This window comes from Variovorax sp. GW823-FHT04B03 (assembly GCF_058796495.1).
The window spans coordinates 1,092,169-1,115,148 of record NZ_JBXAIT010000001.1 but is presented as its reverse complement, the minus strand read 5'-3'; the positions used below and the strand labels follow the sequence as shown (position 1 = coordinate 1,115,148).

The 22,980-nt window shown below is 53.7% G+C and carries 19 protein-coding genes; 4 read left to right on the top strand and 15 right to left on the bottom strand.

The genetic code is table 11. The annotated features are described in order from the left end of the window. The first annotated feature begins 437 nt into the window (after nucleotides 1-437). The gene (locus tag AC1RAD_RS05005) at nucleotides 438-1,055 is read left to right on the top strand and encodes a YjbF family lipoprotein (RefSeq protein ID WP_172438411.1); all 618 of its coding nucleotides are present in this window, start codon (nucleotides 438-440) and stop codon (nucleotides 1,053-1,055) included. After that, on the top strand, nucleotides 1,052-4,108 hold the full coding sequence (locus AC1RAD_RS05000) for a YjbH domain-containing protein (protein ID WP_492734095.1): 3,057 nt from the start codon (nucleotides 1,052-1,054) through the stop codon (nucleotides 4,106-4,108). The genes AC1RAD_RS05005 and AC1RAD_RS05000 overlap by 4 nt, the downstream gene beginning before the upstream one ends. Before the next feature lie 100 nt (nucleotides 4,109-4,208). Here the strand turns inward: AC1RAD_RS05000 and AC1RAD_RS04995 are convergent, their stop codons facing one another. Beyond that, a complete protein-coding gene (locus tag AC1RAD_RS04995; RefSeq protein WP_492734094.1) occupies nucleotides 4,209-6,212 on the bottom strand; it encodes a polysaccharide biosynthesis protein in 2,004 nt (667 codons plus the stop codon). Nucleotides 6,213-6,663: 451 nt separating this feature from the next. Between AC1RAD_RS04995 and AC1RAD_RS04990 the strand changes: the two genes are divergently transcribed. Beyond that, the gene (locus tag AC1RAD_RS04990; protein ID WP_492734093.1) at nucleotides 6,664-7,098 is read left to right on the top strand and encodes a low molecular weight protein-tyrosine-phosphatase; all 435 of its coding nucleotides are present in this window, start codon (nucleotides 6,664-6,666) and stop codon (nucleotides 7,096-7,098) included. Further along, nucleotides 7,095-9,344, top strand: a complete 2,250-nt coding sequence (locus AC1RAD_RS04985; protein WP_492734092.1) for a polysaccharide biosynthesis tyrosine autokinase — start codon at nucleotides 7,095-7,097, stop codon at nucleotides 9,342-9,344. Before AC1RAD_RS04990 ends, AC1RAD_RS04985 begins: the two co-directional genes overlap by 4 nt. A 201-nt stretch (nucleotides 9,345-9,545) precedes the next feature. Here AC1RAD_RS04985 and AC1RAD_RS04980 read toward each other — a convergent pair whose 3' ends face one another. From AC1RAD_RS04980 to AC1RAD_RS04915, 14 genes are all read right to left on the bottom strand, one after another. Continuing rightward, nucleotides 9,546-10,847 (bottom strand): hypothetical protein, encoded by a 1,302-nt coding sequence (locus tag AC1RAD_RS04980; protein ID WP_492734091.1) that lies wholly within the window; start codon nucleotides 10,845-10,847, stop codon nucleotides 9,546-9,548. A 93-nt stretch (nucleotides 10,848-10,940) separates the two neighbouring features. Beyond that, a complete protein-coding gene (locus AC1RAD_RS04975; protein ID WP_492734090.1) occupies nucleotides 10,941-11,327 on the bottom strand; it encodes a VanZ family protein in 387 nt (128 codons plus the stop codon). Further along, on the bottom strand, nucleotides 11,324-11,926 hold the full coding sequence (locus tag AC1RAD_RS04970) for a NeuD/PglB/VioB family sugar acetyltransferase (RefSeq protein ID WP_492734089.1): 603 nt from the start codon (nucleotides 11,924-11,926) through the stop codon (nucleotides 11,324-11,326). Before AC1RAD_RS04970 ends, AC1RAD_RS04975 begins: the two co-directional genes overlap by 4 nt. Nucleotides 11,927-11,941: 15 nt before the next feature. Next, on the bottom strand, nucleotides 11,942-12,502 hold the full coding sequence (locus tag AC1RAD_RS04965; protein WP_492734088.1) for a sugar transferase: 561 nt from the start codon (nucleotides 12,500-12,502) through the stop codon (nucleotides 11,942-11,944). A gap of 2 nt (nucleotides 12,503-12,504) precedes the next feature. Then, nucleotides 12,505-13,440: an NAD-dependent epimerase/dehydratase family protein gene (locus AC1RAD_RS04960; RefSeq protein ID WP_492734087.1), complete on the bottom strand. Its 936-nt coding sequence runs from the start codon at nucleotides 13,438-13,440 to the stop codon at nucleotides 12,505-12,507. Nucleotides 13,441-13,465: 25 nt separating this feature from the next. Then, nucleotides 13,466-14,692 carry a glycosyltransferase family 4 protein gene (locus tag AC1RAD_RS04955; protein WP_492734086.1) on the bottom strand — a complete coding sequence of 409 codons (1,227 nt, stop codon included), beginning with the start codon at nucleotides 14,690-14,692 and terminating at the stop codon, nucleotides 13,466-13,468. Nucleotides 14,693-14,703: 11 nt separating this feature from the next. Next, complete coding sequence (gene wecB / locus AC1RAD_RS04950; RefSeq protein WP_492734085.1) at nucleotides 14,704-15,765, bottom strand: non-hydrolyzing UDP-N-acetylglucosamine 2-epimerase; 1,062 nt, start codon at nucleotides 15,763-15,765, stop codon at nucleotides 14,704-14,706. A 120-nt stretch (nucleotides 15,766-15,885) separates the two neighbouring features. After that, nucleotides 15,886-16,917, bottom strand: a complete 1,032-nt coding sequence (galE, locus tag AC1RAD_RS04945) for a UDP-glucose 4-epimerase GalE (protein WP_492734084.1) — start codon at nucleotides 16,915-16,917, stop codon at nucleotides 15,886-15,888. Between the two features lie 2 nt (nucleotides 16,918-16,919). Then, on the bottom strand, nucleotides 16,920-18,149 hold the full coding sequence (locus AC1RAD_RS04940; protein ID WP_492734083.1) for a glycosyltransferase: 1,230 nt from the start codon (nucleotides 18,147-18,149) through the stop codon (nucleotides 16,920-16,922). Nucleotide 18,150: 1 nt separating this feature from the next. Next, complete coding sequence (locus tag AC1RAD_RS04935; RefSeq protein ID WP_492734082.1) at nucleotides 18,151-19,533, bottom strand: O-antigen polymerase; 1,383 nt, start codon at nucleotides 19,531-19,533, stop codon at nucleotides 18,151-18,153. Beyond that, entirely contained in the window at nucleotides 19,467-20,024 is a 558-nt protein-coding gene (locus AC1RAD_RS04930; protein WP_492734552.1) for an acyltransferase, read from the bottom strand. Before AC1RAD_RS04930 ends, AC1RAD_RS04935 begins: the two co-directional genes overlap by 67 nt. A gap of 5 nt (nucleotides 20,025-20,029) precedes the next feature. Next, nucleotides 20,030-21,250 (bottom strand): polysaccharide biosynthesis protein, encoded by a 1,221-nt coding sequence (locus AC1RAD_RS04925; protein WP_492734081.1) that lies wholly within the window; start codon nucleotides 21,248-21,250, stop codon nucleotides 20,030-20,032. A 29-nt stretch (nucleotides 21,251-21,279) separates the two neighbouring features. Next, entirely contained in the window at nucleotides 21,280-22,377 is a 1,098-nt protein-coding gene (locus tag AC1RAD_RS04920) for a DegT/DnrJ/EryC1/StrS family aminotransferase (RefSeq protein ID WP_492734080.1), read from the bottom strand. Next, the gene (locus AC1RAD_RS04915) at nucleotides 22,374-22,964 is read right to left on the bottom strand and encodes an acyltransferase (RefSeq protein ID WP_492734079.1); all 591 of its coding nucleotides are present in this window, start codon (nucleotides 22,962-22,964) and stop codon (nucleotides 22,374-22,376) included. Before AC1RAD_RS04915 ends, AC1RAD_RS04920 begins: the two co-directional genes overlap by 4 nt. Nucleotides 22,965-22,980 lie beyond the last annotated feature (16 nt).

Sequence of the window (22,980 nt, the reverse complement as noted above, 5' to 3'; positions counted from 1 at the left end):
ACGAACAAACTAGTTGCTACCGTCGCCCTTGCCACCCTGGCAATCTCGTCGGCTTTTGCCCAAACGCAGGTTACCCCTGCGCCCGCAAGCAACAACACTCGCGCATTTGCACCAGGCCCCGCTGGCGCTCCGAGCGCAACCGCTGCTGGCCTTGGTGGCCTGACCCCCGCTCAATGGGGCGCTGTTGGAGGCACCGGCGCTCTGATGCTGGCCCTCGGTAGCAGCAACAACGGCAACGGCGGCGGCGGCTTCTTCGTCCCTGGCACCGGCACCACCGGCACGGGCACCACCGGCACGCGTTAATGCTGGTTGCCCTCCTGAAAGGAGGGCATTCGCTGAAAAGTCCGCGCGTTGCTTCCGCCACGCGACTCTTAGAACGTTGCCTTTTGGCAACGTTTTTCTTGGGCGTTGGCGGTTGCTCCTCCGGAACTTCAGCCATGCTGGATTCAGCTCGCCTGCTGTATCGCGGCGAGTCTGCAGCAACCCAGCCCAATTTCAATCCCAGCTATCGGTACCTGCGGGCCACCGTCGATGGGCGCGTCCTGTATATGGTGCTCGGCTATATCGATCAGCGCGCCGACGGGCCCGTCGAGGTTTGGTACAGCGGCACGGGCGAAGTCGTCCGACTTCTGAATGGTCAACTGGTCGGCACGACCGGGCTGTCCATCGACTGGCGCGACGTTCGACTTGCCAACCCACCCGCCTGGCAAGCCCACGGCGCCAACACCCCGCAGGCCTACTCGCGCGAACGCGACCTGATGCCAGGCTATCGCTTCGGCATCCGCGACGACATCGCGCGCACATCGATCGCGCCGCCCACCGACAGCGCGCTCGCCGGCGCGTCCGCGAGCGCCTTGCGTTGGTATGAAGAGCGCAGCGTCTCCCGTCCTGCGGCAGCCTCCATTCCTCCCGCGCGTTTCGGCGTTTCATTTGCTTCTGGTGCCCCTCAGGTCGTGTATTCGGAGCAATGTATTTCCCGCGACCTCTGCATGAGCTTCGAACAGTGGACACCCCCCGCACCAGCAGCCGGCACCGCGGCGCGCGCTGGTACATGAGCCCCCTCCTCCTGCGAGCCATCAGCCCCCCGCATTGGCCCCGTCGAACGGCCCTTGCCTGCGCGCTGATGGCAAGTCTCGGCGCCGCGGCGGAGCCATCGCAGAACGCGGCGACCGTTGAACCTGCAAGCGATGCCGAAGTGCGACCCGGCGAACGACTGAGCACCTGGCTGCTGCGTCAACCAGAAGGCACTGCAACGCCCGGACTGGCATGGCGCGTGCCGCAGGAGCGACTGGCTCAACAGTTCTTGAAGAACACCCTGCTCGTGCGCCTCGAGGGGGCCAGCAGACGCGCACCGCGCTCCGAGCAACTCGATCGGCTGAAGCTCATCACGTGGCTGCAGAACCTCCCGATCACCGGCCGCGTGGCGCTGGGCATCGTGGACCCTCGCTGGTTGCAGGCGCACCCGGATCAAGATCCCGTGCTGTCGACCGGACAGCAACTTGTTGCGCCCCCCCCGCAACTGAAAACCATCGCGGTTGTCCGCCCCAATGGCGAGTTGTGCCACGTGGCGCATGAAGCCGGCCGGACCGCCTGGGACTACGTCATCGCCTGCGTGCCCGACAGCACTCACGACTGGGCATGGGTTGCACAGCCCGATGGTCGGACGTCACGCGTGGGCATCGCCCCCTGGAACGGTCACCCCTCCGATGAGCCGGCGCCCGGTGCATGGATCTGGGCAGCGCCGCGCGGCATGACCGAACTGGTCGACGCGTCGGAAGGCATTATCAAGTTCCTTGCGACACAAGGCCCGTCGCCCCAAGCAGCAACGCTGCGCGCAACCACTGCGGCGCTGGCACCCGCCAAACCGGTCATCGCGATCAGTACGCCTGCCCTGCCGTCAGTGCCACCGGAAAGCATCATCTCCGTGCGCTCCGACACTTCGGCGCCGCAGTACAAAGCACCGCGCACAAGCAGCAACGACTGGGGCGAAACAGGTCTGCTCCAAACGCCCACGGCACGCATGGGCGAGGCCGGTGATTTCCGCACATCGATCAGCCACGTATCACCCTATACGCGACTGAACGTGATGTTCCAACCACTGGACTGGCTGGAGGCGGGCTTTCGCTACACCTCAGTCAGCAACCGCACCTATTTCGCCAACACCCCAGGCCAAAGCTACAAGGACAAGAGCATCGACGTGAAGGTCCGGCTGTTGCGTGAATCGGCCTATGTGCCTGAATTGGCGCTGGGCTTTCGCGACCTCGGGGGCACAGGCCTTTTCTCGTCCGAGTACTTGGTCGCCAACAAGCGCTACGGTGATCTCGACTTCAGCCTCGGCATCGGCTGGGGGTACATGGGCAGCAGCGGGAACATCCGAAACCCTTTGCTTGCACTGAGCAACCGCTTCAGAACCCGCTCCGCCAGTTCGTCGACGGGTGGCGAAGCAAACTTCAACTCTTTCTTCCGGGGCCCGGCCGCGCTCTTCGGCGGCGTCGAATGGCGCACCCCCTGGGATCCCCTGACCGTCAAGCTCGAGTACGAGGGCAACAACTACAAGAACGAGCCCCAGCAGAACAACCAGGTTCAGCGCTCGCCTTTCAACATCGGACTGGAGTATCGCTACTCACCCGGCGTGGCCTTCACCGCCGGCCTGGAACGCGGCAACAAAGTGATGGTGGGCCTGACCCTGTCCACCAACATGGCCAACATGCGAGCCAGCAAGCCCGCAGACCCGCCTCCGCCTCGCTTCACCCCGGAAGCGCCAGCCAATCCGCCCGGCTGGGCAACCACCGCGGCGGAGATTCAGGCACGCACCGAGTGGACCGTGCAGCGCATCGCGCCGCAAGGCGACAGCGCACACGTGTGGATCACTGAAAGCCACACGGTGTACCGCGAGGCCCGCGTGCAGCAGGTCATTGCCGTCATGCATCGCGATGCACCGGCATCGATCAAGCACTTCATCCTTCATTACAACGAGCGCGGACTAGCACTGCACACGCAGGTCGTTGATCGCAGCGAGTGGGTGACAGCGCACTACCAGGCACAGACGCCCGCAGAACTGCGCGCCACGGACCAGCGTGACTACGCCCCGCCGCGCGGCCGGACCGAAGATGGGCTCTATGTGCCGGCGTCGCCGCAGCGCACCCCCACCGACCCAACAGCCACCGCCGCCGCATCGCCCAGCGAGACGCCGGCCATGGCCCCTTGGGAGCGGCGCACCGAAAGACTCACCTTCGGCCTGACCCCGAGCTTCTCGCAGATCCTCGGCGGCCCCGATGCCTTCCTGCTCTACCAACTCGGCGTTTCGGCCACTGCGGAATACCGTTTCACACCGAGCACCTGGGTGAACGCCGCGCTGAACTGGCGCCTGATCGACAACTTCGACAAGTTCACCTACACGGCGCCCAGTAACCTCCCCCGCGTGCGAACCTACCAGCGCGAGTACGCGACGACCAAGCGGCTGACGATGCCAGTGTTTCAGCTGACCCACGTGGGCCGGCTGAACGAAGACCAGTACTACAGCGTCTACGGCGGCGCGCTCGAGTCGATGTTTGCCGGCGTCGGCGCCGAGTGGCTCTACCGCCCGTGGCGCAGCAAGTTCGCTTTTGGCATCGACGTCAACCATGTGCGTCAGCGAGACTTCGCTCAGGATTTGGGCCTGCGCGATTACAAGGTCAACACCGGCCACGCCACGCTCTATTGGGACACCGGTTGGAACGGCGTGCAGGCCAGGATCAGCGCTGGTCAGTATCTTGCAGGCGACCGTGGCGTCACGCTCGACATCAGCCGTCGCTTCGATAACGGCGTGACGATCGGCGCCTGGGCGACCAAGACCAACGTCTCTGCGGCGCAGTTCGGCGAAGGCAGCTTCGACAAGGGCATCTACGTCTCCATCCCCTTCGACGCACTGTTGCCGCGCTCGAGCAAGTTCACTGCGAACTTTGCCTGGGCGCCACTCATACGCGACGGCGGCGCCAAGCTGGGGCGGATCAATCCGCTGTTCGAGATGACGTCGATACGGGATCCAAAGGCCTTCAGCTTCTCGCCGCCCGATGACAAAGCACCCAAGGCAGGGGACAACATCCTCGACTTCAAGCGGGCGCAATAGGCGCCACAGGCCGAAAACAAAAGAGCCCCGACCCGGGGCTCTTGGTTTCAGCATCACCCCAGTGAGTCGGGGCGAGAAAAAATGAAGCAGTTCTATCGAATCAGATTGCCACGGCAATCCGATTCGGCGCGGATGGCTGGTTGGCCTCACCCACCTGCGCAGCGCCGACTGCCGCCGCGATCGGCAGAGCACGGTCACGCACACGGTGACGCTCCATATGCACCCAGTCCACCACCTCCGCGTGGGGTCGATAACCGGGAAGCATCTGCGTCAGCGTCCGCTTCAGCATCGGCACATCGCTGCTCTCGAGTGCCGTATTCAGCGTCTCGAACTGGCGCCAGAGCTCGCTCCAAGGCAGGCAGGGCTCGTGCGCCTTCATGACACGAGGATGCGCTGTAGGCATCGCACTGTCACCAATCAGGAGCTCTTCGTAGAGCTTCTCGCCGGGCCGCAATCCGGTCACCTGGAGTTCGATATCGCCATCCGGCGAATGCTCGTCACGAACCGTACGCCCCGAAAGCTCCACCAGCCGACGAGCGAGGTCAATGATCCTCACCGGCTCCCCCATGTCGAGCACGAAGACGTCACCGCCTTGCGCCATCGCACCCGCCTGAATCACCAACTGGGCAGCCTCGGGAATGGTCATGAAATAGCGCGTGATGTCCGCATGCGTCAGCGTGATCGGGCCACCCGCCTCGATCTGCTTTCGAAACAACGGCACCACGGAACCGCTCGAGCCCAGCACGTTCCCGAAGCGGACCATCGAGAAGCAGGTGTCCGAACTCTGCTGCGCCAGCCCCTGCAACGCCATTTCGGCGACGCGCTTGCTGGCCCCCATGATGTTCGTCGGCCGCACCGCCTTATCGGTACTGATGAGGACAAAGTTGGGGACCTTGCACTCCATGGCAATCCGTGCCGTCGTGAGCGTGCCCATCGCGTTGTTTCGCACACCCTCTGCCGGGTTGTGCTCGACGAGCGGCACATGCTTGTATGCCGCCGCGTGGTAGACCGTGTCAGGGCGCCAGGCGCGCATCACTTCACGCAGCCGTGCCGCATCGCACACCGAAGCGAGCAGCGGGATGACACGTACGGTCGGTGCCAGTTGCTCCAACTCCTGGTGGATGCCATAGAGCGCGTACTCGCTCAGCTCCACGAGCAGCAGCGTGGAAGGCGACAGCTGAACAATCTGCCGGCACAGCTCACTGCCGATGGAGCCACCGGCGCCCGTCACCAGCACCACTTGGCCTTGGATGTGCTTGTGCAGCAGGTCTGCCACCGGCTCGACTGGATCCCGTCCTAGCAGGTCCTCGATGTCGACTTCGACCAGATCATTGACCTGGACCTTGCCGTTGGCCAGATCAAGCAGCCCCGGCAGCATGCGTACATGCAGATGCAAAGGCAACAATTGGTTCAGAATTTCGACGCGGCGCCCGCGACTGGCCGAAGGCAACGCCAAGAGAACATCCGTGATGCCCCAACTGGCGGCGTTGTTGGTGAGCCAATCCGAGGACTGAATGCGCAGACCGTTGATCGTGTTGCCTTGAAGATGTGAGTCATCGTCAACGAAAGCGCGGACGACCATGTCCCGACTTTGAGCCAACGCCGCAGCCAGTTGCAAACCCGCGCTACCGGCACCGTAGATCACAACCTGAGGCAATTGCTTACGTTGCAGAGCGCTCATGTAGAGACCACCCAGCCAATAGCGCGCAAACATGCGCGAGCCGGCGATGGCCAAGAACAAGAGCAACGGCACCAGCAAACCGACCGTGCGCGGCACTCCTCGCACGCCGACCACCGAGAAGATCAACGCATAGCCGAGGCCAAACAATACGCACGCGCGCACGATGGCCATGACTGCAGCCGTGCCTGCATATCGAAAGATGGCTCGGTAGAGCCCAAACACCACAAAGACGGGGAGCGCAAGGGCTACAGCGACCGCGACGGCTGACCACTGAACGCCACGCGGCGTCACCCATTGCTCGAAACGAAAGCTGAATGCCAACCAGACACACAGGACGCAGAGCGTTGCATCGACCCCTAGAGCCAGCATGCGCTTCAAAGGGCGCGGCAAGGCAAGCAAGGGCGCAGCCAGACGATTGATCACACTGAAAACTCCTGCGGCGTTGGAGTGCGCCGCGCTGCAACAATTGTCCGTGAAGGGTACCCACCCCTCCCCCCAATTCAGGGGATTCGCGACACTCATAATGTCATTTTTTGTATCTTTTGCATCGACATGACTTTGGTCATAGGGCGACTGATCAGCCCACTCGATCAGTCGTCCCCTTGGCAGCCATGACCGATTCGAGCCCAGAATGCCTGCGGCTTGACCACGTCCACGAGGCAGTGGGCGCCAGCGTCCTGACTACAATGCCAAGGGCGTGCCTAGCCATCCTTCGGCTCTCTTGCTTAGATGGCGCGATCCAATCGCTCAACGAAGAACAAGTGGTGAGGACATTTCTGTATGACATATGGCTCATGCTGGGCATGACGCACGCGGCACGCAATACGTTGAGTCTGACAACAGGGGCACAAGCCTTCGCAGGGAGCCAAGTCTCATGAAATCTGTTCTGGTGGTATGCATTGGCAACATCTGCCGTAGCCCGATGGGGGAAGCATTGATTGCTGCAGCGTTGCCGCAGATTCAAGTCACGTCAGCGGGGACTGGAGCCTTGGTTGGGCACCCAGCAGATCCGATCGCACGCAAACTCATGGCCGAATGCGGCATCGACATCGAAGCCCACCGGGCACGCCAACTTACAGGGCAGATGTGCCAGCAGGCCGATCTCATTCTTGCGATGGATGAAGCCCAACGGATTCACATCGGGCAGCGCCATCCGTTGACCCGGGGCAAGTTGTTTCGCTTGGGCGAAGTCGCGCGCGTTGACATTCCCGATCCTTACCGCATGGGCCGCCCGGCCTTCGAGCACGCCCTGCAACTTATCGCCGACGGCGCCCAAGCCTGGGCTGAACGCATCCGCAAACTCTCATGATTCCTTCTGCTTCCACTTCGGCTCCTTCCGCAGCACTTGCTCGCGACGATGACGACGCGATTCACCTGTCCGAGTACGTCGATATCTTGCTCGACCGAAAGTGGCTGGTGGCGGGCGTTACTGCCGTCGCCCTCGTCATCGGTACGGCCTACGCGCTCTTGGCCACGCCGATCTACCAGTCCAACCTCCTCATTCAGGTTGAAGACTCCGCCCCTGACGCCAAGAACTTTCTTGGCGACACCGCCAACCTCTTCGATGTGAAGACGCCAGCCACGGGCGAAATCCAGATCATCCGTTCGCGATTGGTCATTGGAGGTGCCGTCGCAGCAAAGCAGTTGTACATCGATGCGCAGCCTCGCTATCTGCCGTTTATCGGCGAATGGCTCTCAAGGCGCGCAAAGGAACTGTCTAGCCCAGGCTTTCTTGGCATGGGAGGCTACGTCTCTGGCACTGAAGCAGTCAACATTGCAAAGTTCGACGTGCCTTCCACGTTCGAAGACCAGAAACCTTTCACGATCACTGCGCTAGCCGCTGGCCAATACACACTGAGTCATCCCGATCTTGCCGAACCATTGACCGGCACTGTCGGCAACGTGCTCAACCAACAGGTTCCAGAAGGAGCCATCACCTTAGTGGTATCGCGGCTCGATGGAAAATCCGGGGCCGAATTTCTGGTCTCACGTGCATCGTTGCTCACAACGACTGAAGATCTCCAAAGACGCCTCCAACTGGGAGAACAAGGAAAGCAGTCAAACGTGATCAGTGTTTCGCTCGAAGACAGCGATCGTGATCGGCTGCGAAGCACACTCAACGAGATCGGCACTCAGTATGTTCGCCAGAACATTGAGCGAAAGGCAGCAGAGGCTGAAAAAACCATTGAGTTTCTCGATCGACAGCTGCCCGAATTCAAGCAGCAACTCGAAGATTCGGAAGATGCATACGCACGCTTTCGCAACCAGAACGGCACCGTCGCCTTCGATGAAGAGGCCAAGGCTGCCCTGACCATGTCAGTTCAGTTGCAGACCAAGCTGCTGGAATCCCAACAACTTCGGCGCGAACTACTCTCGCGCTTTACCGAGAGCAACCCGAAGGTCCAAATGATCGACGGTCAGATCGCGGCCATTCGCCATGAGATGGAAGGACTCGAGACCCGCGTCAGCGCCATGCCAGCCGTCCAACGCGACGCCCTGAGGCTCGAGCGGGATGTGCGCGTCAATGGCGAGCTCTACAAGTCGATGCTCAATAGCTCACTGCAACTGCGTCTTGTAAAGGAAGGCAAGATTGGGAATGTACGACTACTCGATACTGCTATCGAACCGAAGAAGGCCGTTAAACCGCAGAAGCCATTGATCGTCGCACTTTCTCTGGCACTCGGATTGTTGGCCGGGGTGGCCTTTGCCATTCTCCGGAGCAAGCTTTCAAGCGGCATCCAAACCCCGCAAGAAATTGAAGATCGCCTCGGTCTCAACGTTTACTCTGTTGTGCCATTAGCGCTCGAGCAGGAAACGATTTTGGAACACATCGCTGGCGGAGCGAAGGGCGTGCAATTGCTAGCAGTCACTTCGCCTGAAAGTCTTGCTATCGAGAGCCTGCGAAACCTGCGCGTGTCCCTGCAACTGACTTTGATGGAGACCGGCAACAATCGCGTGCTCATCACTGGCGCCACACCTGGCGTGGGCAAAAGTTTCGTCTCCGGCAATTTCGCAGTCATCATGGCTCAGGCCGGTAAGCGCGTACTGCTCATTGACGCCGATCTGCGCAAGGGACATCTTCAAAAGGCTTTCGGACTGCCGCGCAAGGGCGGGTTAGCGGACGTGCTAGCGAACGAGATGACACCGGAGCAAGCGATTCATGTTCAAGTCGTCCCGAACTTGGACGTCCTGACGACGGGTGCGTACCCCTTCAACCCCGCCAACATGATGCTGTCCTCGGCCCTGGGTGAGTTGCTTGACGCTTTCTCGGAACGCTACGATCTGGTGGTGATTGACAGCCCGCCAGTGCTGGTTGCCGCCGATGCCGCAGCGGTCGCTGCGCATGCAGGTGCCGTGTTGCTGGTCGCTCGCGACAACCTGACCCAACTAGGTGAGCTGAAAGAGAGCGTCAAGCGTCTTGCGCATGCAGGCCAAGAGGTCAATGGTGTGGTCTTCAATGGCATGGACCTCTCGCGCCGGCACTACGGCAGCTACGGCTACAAGTATGGCGGCTATCGATACACTGAATACAAGTACAAGGAAGAGGCTACTTAATCGCCCTCGGCGAGCGAGCAGCACAGGGCAAATAGCGTCCTTTGCGCCGCCAAATTTAGAGACATGCCGGTGACACCGGTGACATGCCGATAACTTGATTCGTCTGCCGCAACGATTGTGCGTCTCTCCAGTCTGAACGAGACGAATGCCGAAGGCTTCGGCCTTGCTCTAGCTAGAGGAATGCCTGAGCCTTAGTCTTAGTCATCTGAGCGGCGTCGACCCTTCTGAAGAAGATTTCGATTCCGTGAATTTTCCGCCCCCAGCTGTATAGGTAGCCGGCAGCTGTGCGTGACGATGCCCAGTTGCCATTGTCGCGCTGATCTCCACGGGCGCGTAACTAGCCATCGCCGCCACGCCGCGCATAGAGGCGCCCTTCGCATCCCACGAGTATTCATCGACGTACAGTGCTCGCTCGTACTTGCCCCTCGGAATGATCTGCGAGTAGATGCCCACGGAAACAACAGCCATCCCCGAGCTTCCCCTAGCGCGTCCCTCGCCGCGAATGCGAACCCGATTCTCGTAAGCCGAATCGGATCTGATGACGCCCGGTCCCGAGTAACCCCCCTTCGAATCGACGTTCACCGAATTCCGGTACGGGACCGTGTCAGCATCAAGAGCTCGAAACAAAACAGCACCCTGGGCCAACTCCGAGTCTGTCACCGTCACGCTGACTTCGTTCAATCGACACTTGCCTACGATGTTCACAGCATACGCCGCTGATGATGAAGCTGCGCGCATGCTTCGAACCGTCCCCGTTACCCAGTTAGATTCAACATAGTCCTGATTAGAGTAGGCGGCCAGTTGGATGGGGGCTCCAGCATTGCCCACGGATTCGAGCGTCACTCTATTTTTCTTAGATCCGTTAGAGATGTAAACACAATGTCGAGGGGTATTGATCGACGTGACTTTGAACTCGCAATCGTCGGCGCCAGCAATCAACAACCCATATCCATTGCTGTTCATTCCGCCCCCAGTTATCCCAGAAAAGCGCAGATTCCCTGACCATCGCCGAGGCTTGGCAGAGTTGCCTCGAGGCCATATCTGGACTCCCACTGTTAACCCAGACACCTCCAAATCAAGTTGCACATCATGAACGTCATCGCCATTCGGGCTGATGGCGCGTTCAACAGTTGCGCCACCAGCACCACTACCAGTGATCTTTCCGTTGACAGAAGAACCACTACCAACCCGCAACAAGTCAAGGCCAGGAGTGCCAGCGATGAAATTCACATTCCGCGCCTCAACACCTGCGGGAACGATCAGCCCTCTATCAATCCTCGCAAGAACGTGTTCGAAGTCGACCACCTTCCTTCCTGAGTTGAGCGCGGCTTGTGCCGCCTGTGATACATCGGTTTTTCCGTCCCAAATGCCACCATAGGACTTCGCTTTCGTAACTGTGTTATCTGCACGAACCGAAGAAGTCAGATAACCGCATAACCCGACAAACAAAAAATATCTACGACTTGTTGCCGAGGGCAGCTGCTGGAAGGTTGTCGTGGTCATAGATTCATTATGAGCTTGTAAGCGTTAACGACGTAGCCTGTGAATGGAAACCAAACAGGAAGCGAAACGGTCCTTAACATCAAAGAAATCCATCTACGTATCGAGGCCGCGGCCAAGATTAACTCGCATGAGCATTCGCCGTATGCGCACGTATAACAAGAAAACTGCGCCACCGCTCAGCACCCCGAATCCATCGGCCAATAGATCACCCCACTCCGCAAATCTATCAGGAGAAAAATATTGAAGTATCTCGATTCCCGCCCCGTAGGCTAGGAGGCCTCCAAAAACCAAACCCAATCTCATTGGATAAGCACGCCCACCCAGCATAGCCAGCAAGAAAAACGCGAGAAAATGATTTAATTTATCCCATCCCGTCGATGGAATTGCAGATCTAGCAGGGACGAGTGCCAAAGAAAAAATAAAAAAAACGCTTACCCAAAATGCCAAACGGAAAAACACCATCAGGCGATGCTCGTTCATTGTCCGTCTTTGATTCGATTCGAAGCCACCACAACCTCTCCTGCTTGCAAAATTCCATCGGGCGAAACCGTGGCCCCACTTAGTAGCAATGCCCCTATTGGCATCCATGCCCGACGACCTAGAGTACTTCCGCCCGACATAGCCGCATTAACTCCTAAATGGCCGAATTCTTCTACCCGACAATCGTGATCGATCACAGCACCGCTGTTAACGATAACTCCCTCGCCAAGTTGGGCGCCAATTCCAACACTAGCGCCCGCCAGAATGACAGCACCCGGACCTACAATCGCCCTGGGTGAAACATAGGCCGACGGATGAATCACAGTTGCCAAGGGGACCTCTTGCCTTTTGATTTCCTTGTGCAAAGCCTCTCTTACCATATTATCTCCGATGCCAACGATTACCGCATCGACACTATTGCGAAGCAATGCAAGTGTTTTTATTTCACCCAAAACAGGCCATTCTTCTACCTGCCGCATCTGCACTTTTGCGTCATCGAGAAATCCGACAACCGCATAAGTAGAGCTAAATGAAGCCGCATCGGCCACTGATCGCCCATGCCCGCCGGCGCCAAGAATCAACAAACGTTTCAACATCATTGAATAATCAAAATTTCAATGCACAATACCATCACGCCTCAGCACCTTAACAAAGGTCAGCCAGATAATTCTAATATCAAAAAAAACAGATTTACGCCGACAATACTCAGAGTCAAATTGCACTTTGACTTCAATTGGAAGCTCATCCCTTCCATTTACTTGAGCCCATCCAGTAAGCCCAGGCAGCATCTCATGAACTCCAAGCTGGGTCCGCAGTCGAATTAGATCTTCTTGATTAAACAACGCCGGCCGAGGCCCCACAAAGCTCATATCCCCAACCAAGATACTCCACAATTGAGGCAATTCATCAAGGCTTGATTTCCTCAAAAATGACCCCACTGAAGTCAAATAACTGCCAGGGTCTGCAAGTAAATGAGTGGCCACAGCAGGCGTGCCGACCCGCATACTACGGAATTTTGGCATCTTAAAAATCCGATTCCCTCTTCCCACTCTATCGGACCAATAGAGTACCGGTCCAGGAGAGGTTACGCGAACAGCAAGTGCCACCAAAATAAAGGGAAATATCAAAATTGGTGCTGCAAAAAACAGCAAGAACAAATCTAAAAATCGTTTCATCACTACAGTCTTGAAGCCATTCGTTTCATGCCCTCTTCGACAGAAAAAGGGGGCTCCCATCCAAGCAACTGGCGAGTTTTACCAATATCAACTTGTAAATCTCCACAAATCTTCTGAACGATTTCTTCTCGCCGCAGAAGTCTTGCTACTCTTTCCATGCATCGGACCGGGACGGGAAGAAGCACAGCAGGCCGACCAAGAGACTCCCCAAGCAACCGTAAAAGATGAGTAGTAGAAATATCTTCGCCATCTCCGGCAAAAAATAATTGATTCGCAGCTGCATCCTTCTCCACGCAACAAGCAATCAAATCAATTAAATTGTAAATTGATACAAAAGTCCGAGAATTTTGAACCTTCCCGAATGGCAGGGGGATTCTCTTTTTTACCAAATAAATCAACCGACCAAAATTCCCTGGCGCACCGGCACCATAGACCAGTGGGGGGCGGACAATTACAAGCTCAATTCCTGTCTCCCTCGCCAATTTTTTTAACTCTTCCTCGGCCTTCCACTTTGAAACAGCATAGGCCTCGCTTGGATTAGGAGGATCATCAGTGGTGAACGGCCGCTGCCTGCTCGCACCATTGACTCCAATAGAACTAATAAAAACAAATCTTCGAACTCCAAGTTTTGCGGCTTGCCTCGCCAAATTCAAAGTTCCATTGACATTCACCTTTTCAAATTCTCGAACGTTCGCGTCGAAATCCCTGCCACCTGAAATGTGAGCACGCCCCGCCAAATGCACGACAACCTCGACTTCAGCTAGTGCGTCCCGCCAATCGGTGTCATTATCCAAAGATTCAATTTGAAAGTAACTTGCAGAAAGGGCTCCAGACCCCGTGCCTCGCCCCGACCCGAGAACTTTATGTCCTCTGGCGAACAAAAATGGGATCAGAGCACGTCCAATAAACCCATTCGATCCAGTGACCAAGCACTTCATTAGCTATGCCTTTTAAAAGTCATTGCTAACTCATTAAATGAAGATAGGATCGGGCAAGATTAGAGTAGTCATGTCGCTCCAAGACATAGGCTCTACCACGTTCACCCATTGCAGCCCTTTCCTTCTCGGAAAGCAGGGAAATTTTTTCCATTGCCAAGGCAATTTCCTCTATATTTCCTGGAAGCACCGAATAACCCGCTCCTGCTTCCGCGATCGGATCATTCCCGGCCTTTACGGCAAAAACGACCGGGAGCTTGGCCAACATATAGTCGAACAATTTATTGGGACTCACGCCAAATCGAAATAGCGGCTCTGGGCGCAAAGAAATATAGCCCGCATCGACTCGATAAAGAAGGTCCACCACCTCCGATTTTTTAATTTGTCCGCAAACCAGAATATCCCCCTCTAGCGCAAGATCTTTAACGGTGAACCTCAACTCTGACTCGCACTCCCCCCGACCAACGATGATAACTTTGATAGCAGCAATTTCTTTTTCTTTCAGAATCTTTGTCGCGCGAATCAAAGACTCAACGTGATTTGGCCTTCCCAATGCTCCCGCGTAAATAAATACCACGCACCCCTCTGACTTCCATTTGTTGACTACCTCAGTAAGAGAACAGTTAGGTTCCAACTGAAGCATTTCCCTTGAATCAATGCCATTTGGAATGTATGCCCATTTTCTTTCCGACATTCCCATACTGATCATGTGATCGGCTGTCATCGGCAAAAGAGACACTACGCGATCCGCACGCCTATATGCAAATTTCTCCACTAGACCAGTGAAGAATATGAATGGATGCCTAGGAGAAACACCAGCAAGTTCGATCAAGCTGAGCGGCCACAAATCCCTAACTTCAAAAAAAGATTTAGCAAAAAATCTCCTAGCAACAAAATGCGTTGCCAAAAATATATACGGATGTGGGCTAGACGCAATGACTACGTCAGGTGCGCCATATCTAGCTGCGTAGCGCCCATAGTTTCTTAAAAATCCAAAACAAAGCCTGGCCATATTCCATAGCCGCCCCAATCCATTCCCTTTATATCCAGGAGTTTCTATGAACTCATAATTCACGCCTTCAATTACCCGCCCTCCCTCTTTCTGAGGGACATCTAAAAGATGATGAGAGGATGCGGAAAAAATGGTCACTCGAGCGCCTTCTCGCGCCCAATGTTGTGCTAAAAAAAATGGGCGGCTATAACGGCCAACTCCTGGCCCGCCCGCGTATGGATGCACATACCAAATATTTTTCATTTCTCTAACGGTCAGGCAGAGAGCCTCGAGGCTACTCGCTGCGCAGCCTGTCCGCCGCCATACAGGTTTTTCACATCTACTACTGATCGTTTGAAATTCTCGGCAGCGGATTTGATGATTTTCTGCGTGTCTGCTCCAGCAAGCTCATTCGCGCCTGCTTCGATTAACTCAACCCACTCGGTTTCATCGCGGAGCGTTACACAGGACTTTCCAAAAAAGAACGCTTCTTTTTGAAGTCCTCCGCTGTCGGTCAGGACAAGATCACATCGTTGCAACAAACCGATCATTTCCAAATAACCGACAGGTTCAATCTGTTCGACTTGCAACACTAGCCCCGCATTTTTGATAGCAAATTGAGTGCGCGGGTGCAAAGGCATCACTACAGGGGCAATGTTACGGTGAATCTCATTAAGGGCCTGAACAATTGATGCCAAACGAACTGGATCATCTGTGTTCTCGGCACGATGGAGCGTAGAAAGAATAAAATCTCCAGAGCCTTCCGTCTTTGATATTTTTCCAATCTTCGAGAAGAGAATAGCTGCATCCTGCATCACGTCACCAACCTGCAGAATTTCTCCTTTCCCAGTCCGGAAGCCCTCTTGAGCTAAATTTCGGACCGCCGCATCAGTTGGGCAAAATAGAATATCACTCACCTGATCGGTTAGTATTCTATTTATTTCCTCAGGCATCCTTTTATTAAAGCTCCTCAGCCCAGCTTCCACATGCGCGATTGGAATTTGGAGCTTTGCTCCAGCAAGGGCCCCGGCCAAGGTCGAATTAGTATCACCGTAAACCAAAACAATATCTGGCTTCTCGACTAAGAGAATCTCTTCGATCTGCATCAGCATCCGACCTGTCATGATGCCGTGCGTTCCGCCATTTATCTCCAATTGGTAGCTTGGGCGAGGGATGCTGAGTTGATCAAAAAATATTTCCGACATATTCTGATCAAAGTGCTGTCCGGTATGCAGAAGCACCTCCTTTAAGAGGGAATTTTCAAGAATGGCCTTAGAGACAACACTTGCCTTAATAAATTGCGGGCGAGCGCCAACGACCGTAAAAATCTTTCTCATCAACAAATTCCAAGTATAAATTTATGCGCCTTGGCTTCTGAAAAAGCCTATCGCGCATCATCGCGATTTAGCACTCTGAAAATTTCGCACCTAACCCAGAAAAAACTTAACTCAAGCTTACTAAAGTAGAGTCGCTTCGTATCCCTGCGGATTTTTTGATTGCCAGCGCCAAACGTCCAGCATCATTTCAGAAAGACCACGCTCAGCCTTCCATTCGAGCTCTCTATTTGCCTTACTGGTATCAGCCCAACATTCCGCTATATCACCAGCCCTGCGGGGAAAAAATCTATATGCGATTTTTTTTCCGCTGGCCTCTTCGAACGCATGAACAACCTCTAAGACGGAATACCCTCGTCCGGTACCCAGATTCCAAACATGCAATCCGCTCTTATTCTCAATTGCGGAGATTGCTTTGAGATGTCCCGCAGCCAAATCTTGGACATGAATGTAGTCTCGCACCCCTGTCCCATCGGCGGTGGCATAGTCGTTTCCAAAAACACGCAAAAAATCTATTTTTCCAATTCCTACTTGGCTGATATATGGAACAAGATTATTAGGCAACCCATTGGGATTCTCTCCAATCAAGCCACTAGAGTGAGCACCTACAGGATTAAAATATCGCAATGCAGCAATATGCCAAGAAGGGTCAGAAATTACTATGTCCTGAAGCATTTGCTCGGCCATTAATTTAGAACGACCATATGGATTTTCTGGACTTCCAAAAGCGCATTGCTCGCTTACAGGAATCTCCCTTGGCTCTCCATAAACCGTCGCAGACGAACTAAATATTAATCGAAATACATTCGCGCGCTTCATGGCCTTACACAAAAACAAGGTCCCAAGAAAATTGTTTTCATAATAAGCAACCGGGTTCTCAACGCTTTCAGCAACCGATTTCAGACCAGCAAAATGCAAGACAGCATGTATCTGATGTTGAGCAAAAACATCATCTAAGGACGATGAATCTCTAACATCGCCAATTACGAGATGTATTTTTTTACTTGTGATTAACTCTACCCTGCTGACAGCTGTCAACGAGCTATTGCTGAAGTTGTCGAGCACAACAACATCGTAACCAGCTTCAAGCAGTGCGAGCGATGTGTGAGAGCCTATATAGCCGGCTCCACCTGTGACTAGTATTTTTTTCCTCATTATCAATCCATTGCCAAATTAATTTTCTCGGCATTCGATAATTTCATTTCTCTCAGTAAGTTCATAACGGAAGAACTTGAAGTCCATCGAGAAATTAATATTTCCCCTCCGAGGGTAGAGGTTTTTTTATAAAGTACTGGATCTTGAATAAGCGAATCAATTTTTTCGGCAAGTTCTTGGGCATTCTTTTGAGCCACTGTCATTCCCAGTTTCTCTTCCAGAAGTTCTTCGATAGAGCCCGTTTTTGTCGAGACACATGGAATCCCAAACGACATTGCTTCCATTAGTGAAACAGGAACGCCTTCATGGTTCTCGGAGTCTAGCTCAACACTAGGGAGCACAAAAATATCGACCAACCTGTCTTGGTAAATTCTCATTAATTCAGCATGGCTCACTTGCCCTAGAAAAGAAATTTCCGCCTGCAAGTTCAAGGTCGCCGTAAGCTCTTCGAGTAATTTCCGGAGAGGCCCTTCTCCAGCAACGGAAAGATGAACTTCCCTTCCTCTAGCTTTTAAAATTGCTATCGCTTCGAGCAAATACTTATGCCCTTTAATCTCAATGAGGTTTGCAGCACAAATTATCTCAACGCGTTTTCGAGATAGCTCCAAAACAGGCGGCCTACGCTCAATTAAAACACCCATAGGGATAATGACGGACTTTGCAGAATTCACGCCATATTCGAGCGCATCTTTTGCGCCCCTCTTAGAAATGAACCTGATGAACTGAGCTTTCTCTGATTTTAGTGCGAGCAGATTGTTTTCATAGATATCCGACCGATGACAAGTTAGGGACCATGATTTTTTTGAGATCAGGCAGGATAGCAACGCTATCGTGGATGTCGTTCCGCCCCAATGAACATGGAGATGAGATATTTCATTTCTCGCCATATATTTTGAAAGCCAAATTGCCTTCGGAAGAACAAGCAAGTTCTTTAAGAGCTTTGCATTGAACTCCGAATTCCTCAAAAGAAATATCAACGCCCTCAAAATGCCCAGCGGATTTTTGAATAAGCTGCGCGCGACCCCGTTCCAGACTCGATAGGAGAGTAATCGGGTGGCTTCAATTTTTACATTCGCACTCAAAGAGGACCATTCTTCTCTTAACGCCCCCCGTGGCCGCGCGGGGACGACAATCAGCTCGTCTATGAACGTTGAGAGCGTCCTAATTTCTGCGCCAAGAAATCCTTCTCCTGCACCATAAGGGAACGTAGAGGTTATATATGCAATCTTCACATTAACCCCTCAGGCTAATACGCCTACTAAAATACATAAAGAGAAGAGGGATTCCTACAGCCTTGAAAAATACGAGTGAAAAAGCAAAAACATCATTTGCAATCAAGTTCAGCATATTTCCCAAAAACATCAATACCCCTGCCAAAAATATTGGATCCCCCTTCTTTTGTGCGGCAATCCGAACAACAAAACGCAGCAGGATAGCCATGAAGACCCCGAATATAGGCATGCCGAGCACGCCCCAATCCATATAGGGAGCGGTGAGAATGAAGAATTGGCGCCCAATGTTTTTTTGAGTTTCCCCGTAGAACAGTTCCACATACCAATTAGATAATGGCAATGGCCGATTCTCCCAGATAAAGCTCGGAATGATGAAGAGTAGCGCTCGAAATGAGTACTCTCCCCAACCAAAAGAAAATCTCTCCCCCACAGAGCGGATAATCTGAGGAAATGTTTCAAAAGGGATTGCAAAATTCCCCTCTGTTAACGTATAAAACAATCCAATCCCTTTTTCAGAGGCTGAATTGCTTCTATCTTCCAAAACCCCAAATATCTGTGAAATATCTTGATAACTTTCACCGCGCGTTAGTCCAATAAAATTTAATGCCAGGAAGCAAATGACGCCCATAAAAAGGAGAAACCAAGCAGGAATCTTTTTGACAAAAACATGATACCCTCCGACGGACGCACCTATAAGTACCACCAAGACTCCGCGTCGCCCCATAATTGCGAACATCAAAGTCAGTAGAAGAACGAAAAAAATGCCGATAACGATCGTCTTTTTGTCTTTATGAGAATATCCGGTGTAGAGCACCACTATTGCTGAAACCACCAACCATTCAAATGCTATTGCGTATTGTGAAGAGCCGGTGAAGGTTTCGGTGACCTTATAACCCAGCAATATGTAGTTAATCATCCCGCCAAATTCATTCGCCATTTGATTAATCATCAAATAGCAGGCAGCCAACAAAATAAGAATGGCCAGCCAAGGCACCTTCTTTTTTGTAGAAGAAGGTGCTCGAATTTCTTTCCACCTCCGCTCTGGAAGATTAGTATAGAAAAACGAAAAAACCAGATTGAAAATTCCTGCAAGCACAGCTGCAAATGGAATAAATTCAACGAATTCAATATAATATGGACTCAAGCCCGAGTCCAACTCCATATCCAATGCCGCTCTAATAACAAGAGGCAGCACGTAGAGCATCTCAGTCAAAATGAAGATGACCGGCACAGCATAATAAAATCCATCAAGAAGTGCCGGCCGTCTTTTTCCGAAGAGCATTCCAAAAAATGCTGCCACTGACAGAAAATAAAAGATTAGTCCGCCAATTTGCATTTGCCGACCTCTCTTTTTCTTAGGCACTTCGCTGGTACGCCACCCCATACTTCGTTAGCGGGAATATCGCGATTTACTACAGCACCAGCAGCGATTACAGCACGGTCGCCGATTTTCACTCCTTGCAAAACAATAACTCTCGCCCCAATCCAGACTCCATCACCAATTACTGGCGGCACCTTAGTTTTGTCCGTGGAATTTAGTCTCTCACCGAACTCCAAGGCTTCATATGGAGAAGTGGTCCAAAAATCCAATCTATGTTCGGTGGGTCCGATAATTACTGACGGGCCGATTGAACAAAACTTCCCAATACGGGCGCACTGAACCACTCCGCTGCTTAAGTATGTACCAGGCCCAATTAAAACATCTCGGCCAACAGTTGCAGCACCAATCGCCTTTACGCCGGAAATTTTTGCATACGGACTAACGCGTGACGCCCACTCCAAATTGATTCCATACGCGGATGCACGCAGCCATCCGCATCGATAATAGCACCAACGAATTAGGGACAAATATAAATTTCGAAAAACTTTTATCATTGCACTCAAATAGCCTTCAATGTTTTTCGAACCCTTAGGCGACAAAAAGCTGCCGCCGTCACTTCGGCCAGAAGCCAGCCAATCATCGCCAATTTGGCACCGTCTTTAGTATCAAATAGAAATGCAGCCGAGGAAATTGCCGCTGCAAAAAGAGTGCATTTACCAAGCGCCAACGCTGAGTTAAAACGCAAATCCCCCGCGGCCGAAAGTCTTAACCCGTCGATCCTTAGCGAAATCATAGGGATCAGAACAAATGCAGCAATACTCATTGTCGGGAACATGGCTTGCAATTTGCTCCCCGAGAACCGTTCAAGGGCGAGAGAAATACCCCACCCCCCTATACTTACTCCCAAGAAAAGCAATATAAGGAGAAAATTGACGGCGCGCGACCCTGCCCGAAGTGCGTGGCCATTTGAATTCTTACTCCATTTATTTAAGATGATTGGGGAAACTGCTTGCAACGGAAAGGCAACCGCATTCACCAGCATCAAACACATGGAAAAGTATCCAACTTGGCGCAAATCAAACTCTTTCTTCAGCAGCCAGAGACAAAAAAACATTTGAAAGACATTTGAGATTGCCTGGACAAATATTTCCATGCCATTGGAAATTAGAGTTGACACTTTGGGTGCGGGAGAAAAATCTCCTGAAAGCATTCGAAACGGGAAATTCCAATACACTAGCGGCAGTAATATTGCAGCACTGGCACCGAAAAAAAATGCCGTATCGACCTTCAGATCCCGGCCGCTTAATATTCCAACCACAGCGGCGGTCAAGAAAGAGAGCGTGGGAAGTACCGTGATCGCGTGGAATCGGAATCCATCCTCTTGGGTCAAAAGAATCCCTCGCCAAATGTTCGCCAAAACAGCCGCCGCAGCACCAACTGCAGCTGCAAGCGCCAGAAAAGCAGTTGGGGTAATACTTTTCTGAAGGAGAAGTGAGGTGGCCGCAAAAAGGGGGATCAACAAAAATGAATATAGAGCAGTTGCGCAATATAACCATTTAGGCGAAGCGCCAGATTTATTTATAGCCAGTATGGAACTTTGGGGAAAACCAAAACATCCAATTATGACCAATAGGTCGAACCAAGATTTCGCCGCAGCGAAGGCGCCTTGACTTTCCACTCCGGCTGTTTGCGTGACAACCACTGAAAATGTGAGCAGCAGCAAAGGCGCAATCGCCTGAAACCCGACGGCAAAAAAATACTTTTTTTTCACATCAACCATCTAGCCAATGGAGGAGTGCAGCATTACGCTCATTTTTCAATTCGAAAAGAAGTTAACCCCTCAGCAATCAGCAGCTGTGCGTCCTTATTTAAGTACGGCCCCATTGGTAAACTGAGAACTGTCCTAGCAACAGAATCCCCTGCTGGCAGACTAATTTTTTCATCGCAAACTGCCGGCTGGTGGTTTAGAGGAATCGGGTAATGCACAACGGTCGGAACTCCAGCCCGCTTCATGTGCGCTTGCAACGCCTCTCGTTCGTCGACACGCACGGTGTATTGAGCCCACGCACTTTGATTATGCGATTCGACGTACGGAATGGCCGCAGTGCCAAAATCTCCCAACAAGCGCCCGTATTCCGCCGCCACCCCCTGACGGCTAGCGATTTCGTCGTCGAAGATTTTCAGCTTCGTTAGGAGTACCGCAGCCTGCAACGTATCCAATCTACTATTCACTCCCACGCGAATGTGGTGATAGCGCCGATCCTGCCCATGCCGAGCAATCTGCCGCATCACTTTGGCCAATTCGTCATCGTTGGTGAAAATCGCCCCACCGTCCCCATAGCACCCCAACGGCTTACTCGGGAAAAAACTCGCGCACGCAATGGTGCTGAGATTACAGCTCTTGCGCCCCTTATAGGTAGCGCCAAAACTCTGCGCCGCATCCTCAATCACCGGAATTCCGTGTTTCGCGGCAATCGCATTGATCGCATCGAAGTCCGCACACTGCCCATACAGGCTCACCGGAACAATGGCCTTGGTCCGCGAAGTGATCGCAGCTTCCAGCAATGCCGGGTCAAGGTTATAGGTGCGCGCATCGATGTCCACGTACACCGGCTTGGCGCCCAGCAGCGCCACCGTCTCGGCAGTGGCGATGTACGTAAAGCCCGGCGTAATGACCTCATCGCCCGGCCCGATGCCAAGCGCCATCTGAGCGATCTGCAAAGCATCCGTGCCGTTCGCCACGGTGATGCAATGCTTGGCACCTGTATAGGCAGCCAGCTTCTCCTCCAGCTCGGCCACTTCAGGCCCGAGGATGTATTGCCCATGCGCCAGCACGCGCTGAATCGCCGCGTCGATCTGGTCCTTGATGCGGGCTTGCTGGGTCTTGAGGTCGATGAATTCGATCATGGCGTCTTGGCATCCAACTTGGTCACGGCATTGCCGTCGAGTACGTAGCGCGCGCCGGTGTGCGCGCAAATGGCTTCTGCTGTGCCTTTCAGCGGCAACGCGAGTTGCTCGCCGAATTCGCTCATCCAGCCGATCTGCCTGGCGGGCACGCCGACCATGAGTGCATAGGCCGGCACGTTCTTGTTGATCACTGCGCCGGCGCCGACAAAGGCGTATTCGCCCACGGTGTTGCCGCAGACGATGGTGCAGTTGGCACCCAGCGTCGCGCCGCGTTTCACCAGAGTGCGGCGGTATTCGTCCTTGCGCGTGACAGCCGAGCGCGGGTTGTAGACGTTGGTGAAGACCATGCTCGGCCCGCAGAACACGTCGTCTTCCAGGGTGACCGCGTCATAGACGCTGACGTTGTTCTGGATCTTCACGTTGTGGCCGATGGTCACGTCGTTGCCGACGTAGACGTTCTGGCCCAGGGAGCAGTCTTCGCCGATCGACGCCTGTGCGCTGACGTGCACCCAGTGCCAGATGCGGGTGCCGTCGCCGATGCGGGCGCCCTCGTCGACGATTGCGGTGGGGTGGGCTTTGTATGCCATTCCGAACTCGCGGCGC